This is a genomic window from Streptomyces sp. NPDC088915 (assembly GCF_044749825.1).
Taxonomy (GTDB): Bacteria; Actinomycetota; Actinomycetes; order Streptomycetales; family Streptomycetaceae; genus Streptomyces.
Window position 1 is genome coordinate 15,959 of the sequence record NZ_JBIVIR010000029.1, and the last position, 14,443, is coordinate 30,401.

Genomic DNA, 14,443 nt, shown 5'->3' on the forward strand with positions numbered 1-14,443 from the left:
CTACCGGACTGCGTGCACCGGTGTCCCCGAAGCCGTCGGCGGCATGGCCTCTTGGGTCTTCCGGCTCCAACGGCGGACCAGAAGGGCACCCATTGTGGCGCCGATCGTGTTAAGCAAGACGTCGTCGATGGACGACACCCGCCCTAGGGAGAGCGCGTACTGGGCCGCCTCGACGGCCAGGGAAATCACTGACGCGGTCAGTGCCACTTTGAGTGTGCGGCGGGGGGATGGCCAGAGAAACGAAAGAGCCGCGCCGAACGGAACGAGCAGGAGCATATTGCCGACAAAGTTGAAGAAGGTTACGTCAGAAAAGGCGACATCTGAATTGGAGAAGGCGGCCCAAAATTCCTTGAACGGAATCAAGGAGATGCTGCTACCTACTCCGGCGCCGCGCATAAGCGTCACAAGCAGAAACGGGGCTAGGGCGAAGGTTGCCAGGACTCCGAAAATAGCTCTGCCGCGCCAGGGGGTGATAGATACTTCGTCCCGGATTATCCTTCTTGCCTGCCATGCTCCTGCAGCAGCAAGGAGCGAGAAGAAGCAGAAGAAAAGCAGGATCTCAGCTCCGTGAATCCCCAACACAGCCTCCCGAAGATGGTCGTCGAATGGTAGCCGGAAGGTCTCACCGTCGAGGCCGATGCGGGGCGCCTCGCCGAACACGAAGCGCCCTGCAGGCCAGAACAAGCCAGATGTGCGCGTACTGGCCAGTACCCGCTACGGGTACGAGACGGAGCCGGAGAGCGCGCGGCTGTAGAGGTCGTTGCTGTCCCAGTTGCCCGCGACCTTCACGTAGAAGTAGAAGGTGTCGGGGGAGACGCCCGTCCACGACGCGGTGCCACCACTCGTGCAGCTCAGCGTCTTCGTGGTGCCGATCTTGTCGTCGCCGGGGAAGTCCTCGGCATACATCGTCACCTCGATGATGGAGCCGGCCGTGCAGCCGGCCTCCCACGCGCCACTGAGGTTCTGCACTCCACCCGTCTTGAACGTGTGCGTGCCCTTGGCGTTGCTCGTGTAGTGACGCGTGTAGAAGCCGATCTGGAACTTCGAGGACCACGAGAACGAACTGAGGGCACCGGCGTCCACGGTGGGGCCGGAAGTGAACTTCGCCCCGTTGTTGAAGGTCAGCGTCTGAAGACCGTTGACGGACTCGGTCTTCGTGACCGAGAGCCGAGGGTTGCCGTCCTGTGCGGGCGAAGCGGCGGCCGGGACGGCGGTGAGGCCCATGAGTGCGGCGGCCGACAGCAGTACGCCACCTATGCGTCTACGGTTATTCAATTGAGGATCCTCCGTGACTCGCGTTTCAGCTCTCGTTACCGGACCTGAGCATCATGCACAGACTGACGCGTGATTCCTCGTAGTTTTGTGGGGTTTCTTCAATCTTGGCGTGTTCCGGCTTGCTCAGATGCCCTAGATGGGCATGAATCCTTCCGTCCGCCTATCGCGATTACCGTGACCTGACAGACTCGGCGAAAAAATTTCCCCCTGTCGGATACGAGACTTGCTATTCATTGATAAATGAGGGCTACTTGTGGAGCTGGTGAACCGGGGGGAGGACAAGGCGCGCGCGTACGCTCGGAGTCGACGAGGCATCACGTTCATGCGCGGGCGCGGACTGTCTTCGCCGACAGGCCGACCTCGGCGGCGATCGCCTCCCAGGACAGGTCGCGGGAGCGCAGCGCGCGGATCGTGTCCGCGTTGACATCAGGGGCCGGCCGGTTCAGCCGCTGGGCCTGCAGGTGGCCGCGCCGTTCGTCCTTGGGGATGCGGCGCAGGATCGTGCGGCAGTCCACGCCCGCCGCGTGGCCGATCGCGGTCGCGGACTGCCCGGCCCGGTAGCGGGCGAGAATCTCCTCGTCCGAGAGCGCCAGCATCATTCGGACGCCGCCTCGCCTCGGCCGCACAGGACGAGGCGGTGGGGCGGGAGCTTCCCCAGGCGTGTGGCCGCGCCAGTCGGCGTCGGGGATCCGCGCCCGGATCGTATGGGGAGAGACGCCGAACTCGCGGGCGAGCGCGTAGGCGCTCTCCCCCGCCGTATACCGGCGGCGGACCTCCTCGTCGACAAGTACCCGTCGAGATCCGGTCCGGGGCCGGGGCTGCGGGGTGCGGCCGCGGGAGCGGATTAGATCCTCGGGAATCCTGCGCCGGATCGTGGAGGGATGCACCCCGTAGAGCCGGCCGAGCTCGGCCATGGTGGCGCCCTGCACGTACCGGTCGATGACCTCGTCCTGCGGCAGGAGCTCGCCCTGCTGTTCGACGGCGAGCCGGGCCGCTTCCTGCCGGGAACGGCGCTGGGACGGTTCCAGCCTGGCCACTACCGCCTCGACCGAGATGCCGAGCGTGGCCGCCACCCGCTGCTGCGGCATCCCCGAACTGTAAAGGCGTACGACCTGGGCGCGCAGCGCCTGTTCGTACGGCTCCTCGGCTCGGTTCTGGTGGCGCTGCCGCGCCGCGGCCGCTGCATCTCGTCGCTCCTGCATCGGCACATGGCGCTGCACAGTGGACTTCGACACCCCCAGCTCTCTCGCCACCACGGCGATGCTGGCACCCTCGCGATACCGGCGCCGGATCAATGCCGACAGCACCTTCGAATCCCTCACTGTTCCCCTGCTCCTCCCGTGAGGCAACGAGGAGCCCCGGGAGAAGGGTGCGGCGACTGTACGTACTGCGCCGACTTCGTGGACGGGCGGCCCGTCGGTGTTCGCATGGTGGGCCGAGGACGAGCAAATTGTCCGATGAGGGTGGCGATCCCCCATCAGTGAACGACACACGCGCCCTCGTTCGGCACCGGACGGGTGCGATCGGTTCCGGCAGTACCTGACGCATCGTTGCCAAAAGCCGGTGCCGTTGCAGAGCAACACTCCGGTGGGCACCTGTTCTCTGGAGTCGGTGACCAGCCAGGACTGTGCCATGAGCAGCATGGTCGCCTGCGCAACGGGTTGTTGCTGCTGCTGCCCTGCTTTCAGATCGTGGACTGCAACACCCCTGAAGTCGTTCATTCTGATTCCTCCGCTCGGCAATCCGCCGAACGGGTGGCAAGCCCAGCCGTTTCCAGGTGGGTTGGAAGAATGGAGAGCACGGTGGACCGTCCTCTGCTGTCGCTGAGATCGACCCTGGTGTTCCTGCTCGCCGTGCTTGCGGGCGTGGTGGCCGGCGGGCTGACGGCCATCGCCGGGGAGGGCGCCGCGCGCAGTCTGCTCGCGGGCCTTGCAGCTGCGGGACTGGCCGTGCCCTTCTTCAACGGTTTGATCAGCACCGAGGACAGGACGGTTCAACCTTCCGCCGCCGTGCCGACGGACACGGCTCGGGGAGAGAACAATGGGTGAGTTGCGGCCTCTGGGGGATGACCTCAACGATGCCTCGAGGGCGCTGGCCGAGGCGTTGCGTGAGTTGTTCGAGGGCCTGAAGGTGTCGGTGCGGCGGTATGCGGCCCGGCGCCGGCTGGATCCGGGGACGGTCTCGCGGTACCTGAACGGCACTCGGTTACCTCCCTGGCAGGTGATCAGCGACCTCTTCGCGGATGTCGCCGAGCACCGTGGCACCGCGGTCACCACCGAGGCCATCGAGTTCGTACGCGGCCTGTACGGCTCGGCCGTGGATGCTGCCTCCTCCCCAAAGCACGCGGTGGAGATCCTGGAGCAGCAGCTGGCCGACGCCGACCGGGTATCGCGGCGCTCCAGCGTCCGCGGGGACGTCCTGGGAGACGCGCTGCTGGACCGGACAGAACGTATCGCCGACCTGGAGACACGGCTCAACCAGCTGGAAGTCGACCGCGTCGCCGAACGCAAGCGTGCCGACGAGCTCGCGGCGGCCCACCCGGACGTCTCCGGCCTGATCCAGGAACGCAATGAGCTACAGAGGGAAGTCGAGCGGCTCGGAGCTGCCCTGCAAGAGGCACAGGCTCAGCGCGCGGCGGCGGAAGGCCGCTGTGATCTCCTCGAACGGCAACTGGACGCCGTCGAACAGGCTGCAACGACGGCGCTGCCCCCCGCTCCGCAGAGCATGCCCAAGATCCTGGTTGTCGACGATCAGCCCGACAACCTGCTCGCCATGACCGCAGTCCTGGCGACGCTCGACCAGGAACTCGTCACCGTCTCCTCCGGCCGGGAAGCCCTGAAGGCCCTGCTCGACCACGACGACTTCGCCGTCATCATCATGGACGTGCAGATGCCGGAGATGGACGGCTACGAGACCTGCGCCCACATTAAACGCCGCCCGAGGACCCGTGACGTCCCCATCATCTTCCTGACCGCCATGGGCGTGGACTCCGCGCACTCCGCACGCGGGTACTCCGCCGGCGCCGTCGACTACATCAGCAAGCCCTTCGATCCCTGGGCCCTGCGCGCCAAAGTCGCAGTGTTCACCTCCATCTATCTGGAGCGGCACACTCCATAACCCCTCAATCCGCACAACGAGGGCCCGAGCCGGCCTCGAACTGGACCTGAACCTGGAGAAAATTTCCTCCAGGAGCCAGGGCTTTACCGATGACCGGCTGGTCGGCGGGAAGGCAGTGGGCCCTGCCGGAGGGCAGGGAACCGGCCACCTCGTAGTACTGGAGTAGCCAATCTCCCCTTTCCGGAGAGCAGTTGGCCGGTTACGCCCCGGGTGGTCTCCCCTCTCGGGCACCATACGCAGCGGAAGTGATCAACTACTTAGAGCGACATTTTAGGGAGAGATGGCCCGGAACTCCGGTTTCGCCGAAATGGTCTCCATGCTGCACAACGCCGTCCTGCACGGGGACCAGGGCCTGCGCGAAGCCCTTACCGAGAGCCTTGAGAAGATCGACGAATCCGGTCGCGACGCCCAGGCGGCCACCTCCCGGGCCGTCACGGAAGGGCTCACCCAGGTCTTCGACGAGGTCAACCTGCTGCGCAGGGACGTCAACAGGGCGGTCAAGCCCGCCTCCGGCGACCTCTTCGCCAGCAAGACCGAGGAGGTCACCGGCCTGCTGCGCGCCGAGCTGACCGAGCTGCGCACCACCCTCAACCGCCTCAACGGCCTCACCCTCACCCCGCCGCCTCCGTTCGCGCCCGGTACACCCGCCGTCTTCAGCGGCCCCGAAGGCCCGAGCACGCCTCTGCAGTCGGCGATCCCCGCCCAGCGCGGCCCCAACTACGAAGACCTCACCATCGGCTCCCTCTCGGTGCCGGCGCCCGCGCCCGTACCCGTGTCCGGGCCGGAGGCCGACGGCGGGCGGGAGCCCGGGGCGCAGACCGTCGGCGCGGCCGAGGCGCAGGAGCCGGACGGCGGCCCGGCCGGGGAGGAACCGGCGGTCGAGACCGCGCCGGAGGCGGCCACTTCGGCGCTGTCGGAGGAGTCCGTGCGCCAGGCTGTCCGCGAGGTTCTTGCCCAGGAGCTCACTCCCCTCGTCGAGCAGCTCACCACTCCGGCCACCACGGCCGAAGAGCAGCCGGACAGTGCCGAGCAGCTGCGTGAAACGGTCCGCGAGGCCGTTGGCCAGGTCCGGGAAGAACTCGCCACCGTGCTGGAGGCGGCCCGCGCCGGCTTCGCCTCCCTCGCACAGGAGATCGCCGGGCTACGTACGGCCGTCGACGAGCTCCAGGCCCGCCCCGCCGAAACCTCCGAGCCGGCCGAGGTGAGCAAAGAGCACACCGCCCTGCTGCGGACCGCAGCCCGCATCTCCTCCGCCGACCTGCGCTGCCACCGCGACACCTGGGAGTTCCTCACCACCCGCACCGCCGGCCACCCCCACTTCCGCGTCCCGCCCCGCGTCACCGAAGAGTCCGACGAGCGCGTCTTCGCTCCCCTGTCCGGCCGCTCCCTGATCGCCCTGCTGATTAGCCTGCACACCGTCACCAGCTCCGCCCCCGACGGCAGCGGCGACCACGAACTCGCCGCCACGCTCTACGAGCGGATCGAGCAGCGCCTGACCCGTCTTGGCCCCGGCGAGGGCGAGCGTGTCACCATCGCCCTCGACGACCGCGTCACCCCCGAGCCGGACACCGACGGCGACGACCAGGACGGCGAGAACGGTGGGACCGGGACGCGGCTCGGCTGGGGAGCGTAGAAAAAGGCAGGTGCGACGGCGTCCGGCCCGCGAGGACGCTCACCCGGCCTGACGCAGCACGGACGCGGCGGCCGCCGTTTACCGTCCGGCCTGCCGAGCTGCCGTCGGCAGGCCGGACGGCGCTCACGCGAGGAGACCGACGGCTCCACCTTCGGCCGGGGCCGTATCAAGGATCTGAGGAAGGGGAGCCCCTTCATGGGGGCAGTGGTGTGGTGCGCGGTGCTCTGGGCGGGCGCGGTCGCGGTGACGGTGCGGTGCGTCAAGCAGTGGCGCAGCGGTGCTGACCAGGTGTGGTCCTCGAAGTGGAAGGTGTTGGCAGGGGCTTTGGCCGTGACGGCCTTTCCGGTCATGGCAACGGCTCGGGCCGTACCGGACGGCGCGCAGTCCTTCTTCGAAGGCCTCGCGGGGCTGCTGCTCGTGGGCTCCGCCGGCTCCGTGACAGCCGGGTGGGTGGCGGCACGCCGCAGTGATACCCAGACGCGGGCGGTGCACAGCGGGCTCGGGCTGCCGGTCGAGCGCAACCTGTGGAGCCCGTGGGCCCTGACGGGCTTGTGGAGCGCCGCCGGGACCCCTTTCACGGCCGTCGAAGTGCTCGTCGTCGGCAGGTACATCGAGACGCACTCCGCTCCTGCGGTCGACGGCACCTGGGCCGAGGCGTCCGTGATCGGCTGGCTCTCCGTCCTGAGCGTGGCCGTTTTCGTCGTCATCGGCCTGCTGCACGGCTTCCTCCAGCACCGGCGCCGCGCCCGGGAGCAGCAGCGCGTACGCAACGCCGACCAGCAGTACCTCGCCGCCCACCCCGTGAACTGACAGTCCCGTCTTCGGAGAGCTGGATGTCGCAGTCGACTGTGGGCTGTCCGGCGGGAGGGGATCTCCTGTTACGAAAACATCGAGGTGTCCGGCCCGAGAAGGTCCGGTGTCACGCACATCAAGTGATCGAAATTTTGTTCGTAATTTCGATCAGCAGTACTCTACCTTGTCCTTTTGGAGGGCCTCCGACAATCTGACTTTGCACGAGGCGTCCTTTTGAGCGGTTCTGCTGATCACCGGCGGTACTGTCGTTTTCGCTACGCAGCGTGCGAGCCCGCCCCAGGAAACGGTGGCAGCCGAATCCCGGGGTGCGAAAGATCAAGTGAGGAACCTGAATGCTCGACCCGATTCGCCGAGGGAGCCTTCGGCTTCCCTCCGAGCAATTGCACGGTATCAGTTTCAATTTTACCGGCGGGGTGATTCCTGGAAGTGGAGCACTCGTAAGTGTGACGCTTATGGGCGTGTTTACTGTGGCATATGCCATGGGAATTTCCTCCCTTGAGGGCGTGCTGGGCTGGCTTGTCGAACGCCTCCCCGGCAGCTTCTCCTGGGAACTCACCGTGCAACTGCGCTGTTGCTGAAGGAATCCCGGCCCGTTCACCGCGGGCCGGGACGCCGCCATGTTTGCGGGGCGTCGCTCAAGAAATAGCGACCGGGCCCCCAGCGAAGACGGATCGAGGGCAACAGTGCAGGAAGCACAGCGAAGTGGTCTTCTCAACCCCCGTTACCGAAACGTGGCGGACGCCAAGGACGTAGCGGGACGGCATGTCTTCGGCAGTGGCAGGCGCTTCCGCCCTGCACGCGCCACCGACGATCTTGGTTACTCCGCCTTTCTCCAGTTGAACGCACACCACTATCACCGCTACGCCTACGCCCGTCTGGAGACGGCGACCACAGCAGAGATGGCAGTTGCCTCCGCCATGCACGCCATCGGCGCGGGGTGGCCGGCGATGCTGAGACAACGGAAACCGGCCGCATCGGCATGGTGCGTTCTGCAGGAGCGGATCGCAGCACTGCGCACGAGCCCCAACAGCCTCACCGACCGTCTCTACGAGTACTGCCCGGCCCAGGCCGCGGACATCGCAGTCCTGAGGCTCTGCCTTCGGCTACCCAACACCGCCGCAGCTGATCTGCTGGGAGTCGACGTCCCCTTCGCCGAGGTGGGGCTGCGCACAGCCGAACGGCTCCTGCCCTCATGGGTGCTCGAACAGTTGAAGGAGGGCATCCCTCATTAGTAGGTAACAGAAAGTAATCTGCGGCGGCCCGGACGTGGTGAAACGCCACGTCCGCGCCATCGTCGCGCCACCCCCCGCGCCACCACCACGTCGTCTAGTGGTGGTGCATATCGGCATGCCCTCCTACGATGTCCTCTTAATCCCTGGAGAGATCGGGGCTCGACCAGGAGGGGTATGCCCGTTGGCTGAAAACAGACCTATTGACCTGTCCACCCCCAGTGCGGCAAGAATGTACGACTGGCTGCTCGGGGGAAATTACAACTATGAAGCCGACCGATTGGCCTGCGAAGAACTGCTGCAGCACGCACCCACCACGAAGGAACTAGCCCGCAACAACCGGTGGTTTCTGGAAAGGGTAGTCCGCACACTGGCTGCCGAATACGACATCAAGCAATTCATCGATTTCGGCTCCGGACTTCCCACCGCGAACAATGTGCACCATGTGGCACAGAAAATCCACAAAGATGCGCGCGTCGTCTACATCGACAACGATCCGATCGTCATGGCCCATGGACGGTCGATACTCGATGAGAACGACCGCACCGCGATCATCCAGGCGGACATGACCGAACCGGAAACAGTGTTCGAGCATGAAGACTTCAGCCGCCTCATCGACCTGACGGAACCGACGGCCGCCCTGTTCATTTCTGTCCTGCACTGCGTCAAGGACGAGGACGACCCGGCCGGCATCGTCCGCCGTGTCGCCAGGAAGCTGAAACCGGGAAGTTTCATCGTGGTCTGCCAACTGGTCAGTGACGACCCAGATCTTCGCCGAGAAGTGACGGACCTGATGCTGACACAGACCCAGGGCCACTGGGGGCGCGTCCGGGAGAGGCACGAAGTGAAGCAGTTCTTCGACGGCCTCCAAGTCGTCGAACCTCCCGGGCTCGTCGACGTCACAGACTGGCGTCCCAACTCCGATCTGCAGCAGCACCAGCGCAGCATCGAATGGACCGACTACGGCGGACTGGCTGAGATCCCGCATCAGCCGACCCCCTAGACGGGATAACGCTCCAGCGCACGCCGCAGCAGAACCTTCGTCTCCCGCCTCGACACCGCGGACTCCTTGCTCAGCCGCAGCAGCAGTTCCACGTGGCGCTCCACATCCTTGGTCAGCATGTGGTAGTCCGCGTTGTCGTTGCCCTCCACGTAGACAATCGGAGGAAGCCGTCCTTCATCGAACCGAAGATGCGTCATAGAGCCATGGTTGGAGACAACCTTGCCGGTGAACGGGACAATACGAATGTTCACCCGCGGATCTTCCATCAGGTCCAGGAGCTTCTGGACCTGAGCGTGCATCACAGTGTCGCAACCGACCAGCCGGTACAAGATGCTCTCATCGAGCAGGAACGACGCGCGAGGCCGCTCAGGATTGGCGAAGAACCGTCTCTGGCGCTCCGCTCTCAACTCGGTTCGCTGAGAGATCGCCAACGGCGTCCGCTCCTCCTCGGCCAGGCCTCCGTGAATGATGTGCCGTGCGTACTCGTCGGTCTGCAGCAGCCCAGGAACGATGAACGCCTCGAACGTCATCAGCACCGCGCACTGCGCTTCCAGCCCCATCAGGCGCTTCATCCACTGCGTGGCGCAGTCCGAGAACTTCCCCTCGAACCACTCCGGCTCGGTAGCCCGCTGGGCAAGCCCGAGAAGAAACTGCTCCTTCTCCTGGCTGACACCGTGGTACCGGGTGAGCTCCCGGACATCCCGGAGGTCCGGCGGACTCTCGGCGCGCTCCATCCGGCTGACCTTGGAGACGGACGCGTTGATGGCCTTGGCGATGACGCCGAGCCGCCGCTCCCCGCGTAGTTCGCGGAGCTCCAGACCGAGCATCAGCCCGGCCATGGTCGGCACGACCTCTGCCGGCTCCGGAGCCCCGAAAAGGGGGACAGGGCCGTCAGGAATGTAGGACACGCGGACTCCAATCGCGATTGTTCATGGCGCATCATCGCATACCGAAAGCCCGCATGTCCTACAAACAGAATTCCCCCCGATGGATTAACGGGCGATCAGGTGATCGAACTCCCTGTTCCTCGCTCCGTCCAGGAAGGCATCGAACTCGGCGGGCTCGAAGATGAGCGCGGGACCGGCCGGATCGGTGGAGTTCCGTACGGCCACCTTACCGCCCGGGAGTGAGGCCAGTTCAACGCACTGACCGTTCGCCGTGCTCTTCCTGCTCTTCGTCCACGCCGCATCGATCGAAGCGGCGGGGCTGCCGTTCGAATATTCCTGCATGCTCACACCTCCACATAGATTGTTGTGTTTAGCTGATCTGCTGACCTTTCGCCGCTGGGCGGCGACAAATCGGCAGGCAGAAGCGTTATGCAATCCCGTCATGCAATCCCATCACGCAATTGCATGGGATCACCGTACTGGAAACAGACGCCGCATTATTCGAACACTGCCGCACACCTTCGAGTGATTACGCAAGAAACTTGACAGCGCCCCCAAGCGATGTATTCATCAGCAAGACTGATAAGGTCAGCGGCCCGCTGCGCACCGAGCCCAGCACGCGCACGGCCCGGACGTTCGCGTTGAGCACCGCCTCGTTGGCGGCCGCGACGAGCGCCGGTGCGATCCAGCGGACCTTCACGCCGTACGCGGGAACGTCGGGAACGACGTCCAGGCGCCCGGACCCCTCCTCCAACCCCGCGGCCCCCACATGGCCCACGAGTTCGGAAGCGGCCGCGATGAGGACGGTCTCCCACTAGGCCAAGACGCTGCCGCCGCCGGCCGGGGCGACCAGGCCGCGCTCGACCATCATCAGCCCGATCGCCTGACTGAGATCGAGCGGGACGCGCCCGTCGCGGACCACGGTGACGGCCCGCCGCTTCGCAAGCGGCGAAAAGGGCCTGGCGGGGAAAATCGACGCCGGAGGGCTGCAGGATACTGGTCATCAGGCCACCACCCAGGCAATCCCCTGGACCACGTGCCGCCGGCAGAACCGGCGCGCGGCAAGACTTCGCACGTCCACGGCGCACCGCCTTCCTGGCCCTGGCAGACCCTCGGCCCGGTCTCCTCGATCGGCTCCACCGGCTCGGCCAGAGCAGGCGCCGCGGCACGGGGCTGAGCGGGCACCGGAACGGCCACGACGGCCCGGGGCGCGGAGGCGAGACCTCGATGGAGTTCCTCGCGACAGGGCCTGCACAGGCCGTCGTCCATGGCGCGGCCGGTCATGAAGACCAGCACACCGCAGTTGCCGCACGCCCCCCGCTCCAGGCCCCCACAGTCCGCCGGACCGGAACGTCGGCGGGCCGGGCGTCAGCGGTCTCGAGGTCGCAGTCGACGCAGCGGCAGGACGGGCCCGGACGAGTGCCGTGCTGAAGACACAGGCCGTCGGCGGCACGGCGAGCCCATTCTCGGGAGGCCGTACGCGAACGAGACGGAGACAACCTCCAGTGCTCAGGCCGCCGGACCGGCCGCACTGGAGGCAGAGGGACTCGAGAAGCACGAGCTCCTCGGGACCCCACTCACCGCCCTTCCCGGGCCGGCGTCTTCGGCGCACAAATCGCCGCTACCGCTCACCGAGCTTCACCTCATACGACTCCACCACGGCGCCCTCGCCGAGCTCGTCCCGCGAGCAACCCCCGCAGGCGCGGGGACGATGGCGGAGGAAGAGGCCCGGACCGTCGCGAGCGGGAGCAACCCCCGCGGGCGCGGGGACGACGTCACGGTCGGGTTCCTCTGGACCCGCTACCGCGTCGTCCCCGCGCCCGCGGGGGTTGCTCGGCAATGTTCGCCTTCCCCTCCAAGGACGACGCGTCGTACCCGCCGCCCGTGATGCGCTCCACGGCCGCGTCCCGGTGAGCGGCGCACGCGTAGATGACGCCGTGGTGCGTGCCGAGCTTCCCGGGCCCGGGGGTGGACGCCTCCACGATCAGCGAGGCGCCCTCGTCGCACTCCCACCCGGTGTGCCCGTCCGCCGACGCGGTGCCTGGGGTACTGCGCAACTCCTCCGCGTAGAGCCGGGTGGACTCCTTCACCCGGTACCGGGGTGCCTCCGTGGCCGCCGGGGCCGACGTCTCGTCCGGGTGGTCGCCGACGGCGGCCTTCGCGGCGGTGAGGCGCCGGCGGGCGGCGGTGTACGAGATGCCCTCGCGCGCGGCGAGTTCGCGGGCGGCGCGCTTGTCGTGCTTGTCGGTGGTCATGAACCGGTCGCTCTCCCGGCGGCGGGCCCCACGCGTCGGCCGCCGTGGCGTCGGTGGACCACAAGAAGCCCTTCGGGGCGGTGCTGACGTCGCGTGAGGCTTGAAGCCCCTTGTCCTCGGCGCCGTCCCGGCGTGGGCGGGCCCGGCTCGGAGTCAGGCCGACGCGGTGCGGCCGCCCCCACCATAGCGCGGACGGACGACGCCTCCCCGGCATTCCGCAGCGCGAACGGCGCCCGACCCGAGCGATACCGGCCCGCGCTGCGGAATGCCGGGGCAGCGGGGGTTTGGGGGCCGGCGAAGGCCCCCAGCAGCCACCGGCGCGGTCTGACAGGCCCGGCGACAGACCTGGCGACATATCCGCAGGCGGGCCCCTGTGAGACCTGTTAGCCCCAACAGGCCCAATAGGGGTCCGCCGTCGTGCGCGACCGTCAGCGGTCCGTACGGATGCCCTTGAAGCCGGGGCCGAGGCCGCGCCGGCGGGGCCTGCGTCCGGCACGCGGGCCGGGGACCGCCCCCGCGGCGGTCGGCTCCGGCTCGGTGTCCACCGGCAGGCCCAGACGGCGCCGGGCGGTGGAGGCCGCCGCCGTCGCCGCGGCGAGGACGTCCTGGAGCTCCGGGCCGATCCCGCCCAGCGCCTCGGCCAGGGTCTCGATCGCGGTGAGGGCGTCGTCGGCGGCCACCGCGCTCCAGCCGCCGGCGCTCACCGCGTCCGCGAGCAGGCAGGCGCTCTCGGCGGCCTGGTCGGCGTGCTCCTCGACTGCGGGCAGCGCCCGCTCCACCAGCTCCACGGGGCTCCTCGACGACATACCCGGAAAGATCGACGACGAGTCTCACACAGCGGCCCGGTCGACCTTCCGGGCACACCGTCGATACAACAACCGCTGCGCGGCCACTGAGGAAACGGGCCGGTCCGTCTACGAGCGCAGCCCCTCCGTACCCGTCTCCCCATCCGCTGCAAGCAACGCCGCTGCCTCATGGCAAGGAACCCGTTCGGTGCCGTGCCCGGTATGCCTTTTGCCGACAGGCGTTCGAGCAGTACCGCCTGGGCCGCCCCACGGTCCCGTACAGGGAGCCCGGGCTCTCCATGGGGTGTTCGCACTGGCCGCACAGGGGGGCGAACATTTCTTCCAGGCACCAGGAACGGATGAGGTCGCGCAGCCCCCTGTCGATGACGAGCGCTCCTTCCCCGGTGTCGTCGAAGACGTCCCTCAGCCCCTGGGACCGGGACGGGTGCCGGAGCGAGGAGTGGCCGATGCGGCAAAAGGAGGCAGCCTCTTCCGGGGACACGTGAAGCTTCTCGGCGATGAGCTCGTCCGAGGCGTTGTAGAGGATCCTGGCCAGGAAGGCGATCGCGTAGTTCCGCTTCATGGTGCGCAGCGTCTCGGCGATCAGATCGGTGCGCTCGACCCAGGGCCGGCTCGACGCGGCGGTGGTTCGCCAGCGCTGGCTCACCGCGGATCCCTCGGCAGGACAACCGGGGCCGCAGGCTGCTCGCGGACCAGAACGACGGTCGGTGTGGCCGGCGGCTCTGCCTCGCTCGTCACCTTCTCGGGGAGGGCGGGCGGCGGAGTGGGCTTGCCCCACGGCAGCAGCCCACACATGGCGGAGATGACGTGGCTGAGCCCGAGCAGCGCCTCGGGGATATCCCGTTCATCGGCGCGGCGCAGGGTCATCACGGCAAAGGTGCCCAAGAGGAACAGGATGCAGAGCAGCGCGGCCAGTGCGCATACGGCCAGCCAGACGGGTACGTCGAGCACGGCGCCATGAGCGAGGGCAGTCATCACGTGTACGGAGCCTCCGGGTACGAAAAAAGCCCCCGGGATGAGTCCGGGGGCTCGGCTGAAATGCGAAAGGCCCCCGCTTCTCGTTGAGAAGGAGAGCCTGAAACGCGAAACGGGCGCACTGGTGCGCCCGCGACCCCAGGATCCCACAGGCCGCTGCCCCCGTCAAACCCCTTGAAACCGCAGGTCATTGGGGTGCTACACGTTGTGTCAGTTATTTCGTAACGCACTACACCGGGCCGCCCAGCGTGGCCGCCGCCCTGACCGACCGCGTCCGGCCAGGGCATCGGGGCTGCTACCGAGCCCATCCCTGCGCGACGGAACTCAACATTGCGCTACGGTGCCGTCGGCTGGACGCGCACCGCCACCCGCCGCAGGCCGACGCCCACGCCGTCGTCCCGCGATCGGCCAAGGTCCTACGGGGCCCGCGTCGCCCCGACGCCGTTCCTC

At 67.4% G+C, this 14,443-nt stretch carries 17 protein-coding genes; 7 read left to right on the top strand and 10 right to left on the bottom strand.

What is annotated here, in order from left to right; all coding sequences use genetic code 11:
• From ACIP5O_RS34995 to ACIP5O_RS35005, 3 genes are all read right to left on the bottom strand, one after another.
• Positions 1–660 (bottom strand): VanZ family protein, encoded by a 660-nt coding sequence (locus ACIP5O_RS34995; RefSeq protein ID WP_401301313.1) that lies wholly within the window; start codon positions 658–660, stop codon positions 1–3.
• Positions 661–714: 54 nt separating this feature from the next.
• A complete protein-coding gene (locus ACIP5O_RS35000; RefSeq protein ID WP_401301316.1) occupies positions 715–1,275 on the bottom strand; it encodes a hypothetical protein in 561 nt (186 codons plus the stop codon).
• A gap of 320 nt (positions 1,276–1,595) precedes the next feature.
• Positions 1,596–2,597, bottom strand: a complete 1,002-nt coding sequence (locus ACIP5O_RS35005) for a helix-turn-helix domain-containing protein (RefSeq protein WP_401301319.1) — start codon at positions 2,595–2,597, stop codon at positions 1,596–1,598.
• A 468-nt stretch (positions 2,598–3,065) separates the two neighbouring features.
• On the opposite strand from ACIP5O_RS35005, the gene ACIP5O_RS35010 reads away from it, so the two are divergent.
• The 7 genes from ACIP5O_RS35010 (at position 3,066) to ACIP5O_RS35040 (ending at position 9,070) form a co-directional block, all read left to right on the top strand.
• Entirely contained in the window at positions 3,066–3,323 is a 258-nt protein-coding gene (locus ACIP5O_RS35010; RefSeq protein WP_401301322.1) for a hypothetical protein, read from the top strand.
• Positions 3,316–4,392 carry a response regulator gene (locus tag ACIP5O_RS35015; protein ID WP_401301325.1) on the top strand — a complete coding sequence of 359 codons (1,077 nt, stop codon included), beginning with the start codon at positions 3,316–3,318 and terminating at the stop codon, positions 4,390–4,392. Before ACIP5O_RS35010 ends, ACIP5O_RS35015 begins: the two co-directional genes overlap by 8 nt.
• Before the next feature lie 280 nt (positions 4,393–4,672).
• A complete protein-coding gene (locus tag ACIP5O_RS35020; RefSeq protein WP_401301328.1) occupies positions 4,673–6,025 on the top strand; it encodes a hypothetical protein in 1,353 nt (450 codons plus the stop codon).
• 195 nt (positions 6,026–6,220) lie between these two features.
• Entirely contained in the window at positions 6,221–6,835 is a 615-nt protein-coding gene (locus ACIP5O_RS35025) for a hypothetical protein (RefSeq protein WP_401301330.1), read from the top strand.
• Between the two features lie 335 nt (positions 6,836–7,170).
• Entirely contained in the window at positions 7,171–7,416 is a 246-nt protein-coding gene (locus tag ACIP5O_RS35030) for a hypothetical protein (RefSeq protein ID WP_401301333.1), read from the top strand.
• A 153-nt stretch (positions 7,417–7,569) separates the two neighbouring features.
• Positions 7,570–8,070 carry a hypothetical protein gene (locus ACIP5O_RS35035; RefSeq protein WP_401301335.1) on the top strand — a complete coding sequence of 167 codons (501 nt, stop codon included), beginning with the start codon at positions 7,570–7,572 and terminating at the stop codon, positions 8,068–8,070.
• Positions 8,071–8,251: 181 nt separating this feature from the next.
• Positions 8,252–9,070, top strand: coding sequence for an SAM-dependent methyltransferase (locus ACIP5O_RS35040; protein ID WP_401301338.1), 819 nt, complete (start codon positions 8,252–8,254; stop codon positions 9,068–9,070).
• On the opposite strand, the gene ACIP5O_RS35045 is transcribed toward ACIP5O_RS35040, so the two are convergent.
• The 7 genes from ACIP5O_RS35045 to ACIP5O_RS35075 all read right to left on the bottom strand — a co-directional run bounded on the left by ACIP5O_RS35045 (position 9,067) and on the right by ACIP5O_RS35075 (position 13,969).
• Complete coding sequence (locus ACIP5O_RS35045) at positions 9,067–9,978, bottom strand: helix-turn-helix domain-containing protein (protein WP_401301341.1); 912 nt, start codon at positions 9,976–9,978, stop codon at positions 9,067–9,069. The two genes, ACIP5O_RS35040 and ACIP5O_RS35045, sit on opposite strands and share 4 nt — an antisense overlap.
• Positions 9,979–10,062: 84 nt before the next feature.
• Positions 10,063–10,299 (bottom strand): DUF397 domain-containing protein, encoded by a 237-nt coding sequence (locus ACIP5O_RS35050; protein ID WP_401301403.1) that lies wholly within the window; start codon positions 10,297–10,299, stop codon positions 10,063–10,065.
• A 187-nt stretch (positions 10,300–10,486) separates the two neighbouring features.
• Entirely contained in the window at positions 10,487–10,657 is a 171-nt protein-coding gene (locus ACIP5O_RS35055) for a hypothetical protein (RefSeq protein ID WP_401301343.1), read from the bottom strand.
• Positions 10,658–11,732: 1,075 nt separating this feature from the next.
• Entirely contained in the window at positions 11,733–12,212 is a 480-nt protein-coding gene (locus ACIP5O_RS35060; RefSeq protein WP_401301345.1) for a hypothetical protein, read from the bottom strand.
• A gap of 428 nt (positions 12,213–12,640) precedes the next feature.
• The gene (locus ACIP5O_RS35065; RefSeq protein ID WP_401301348.1) at positions 12,641–13,018 is read right to left on the bottom strand and encodes a hypothetical protein; all 378 of its coding nucleotides are present in this window, start codon (positions 13,016–13,018) and stop codon (positions 12,641–12,643) included.
• A 166-nt stretch (positions 13,019–13,184) separates the two neighbouring features.
• Positions 13,185–13,664 (bottom strand): hypothetical protein, encoded by a 480-nt coding sequence (locus ACIP5O_RS35070; RefSeq protein WP_401301351.1) that lies wholly within the window; start codon positions 13,662–13,664, stop codon positions 13,185–13,187.
• The gene (locus ACIP5O_RS35075; protein WP_401301354.1) at positions 13,661–13,969 is read right to left on the bottom strand and encodes a hypothetical protein; all 309 of its coding nucleotides are present in this window, start codon (positions 13,967–13,969) and stop codon (positions 13,661–13,663) included. Before ACIP5O_RS35075 ends, ACIP5O_RS35070 begins: the two co-directional genes overlap by 4 nt.
• Positions 13,970–14,443: the final 474 nt, after the last annotated feature.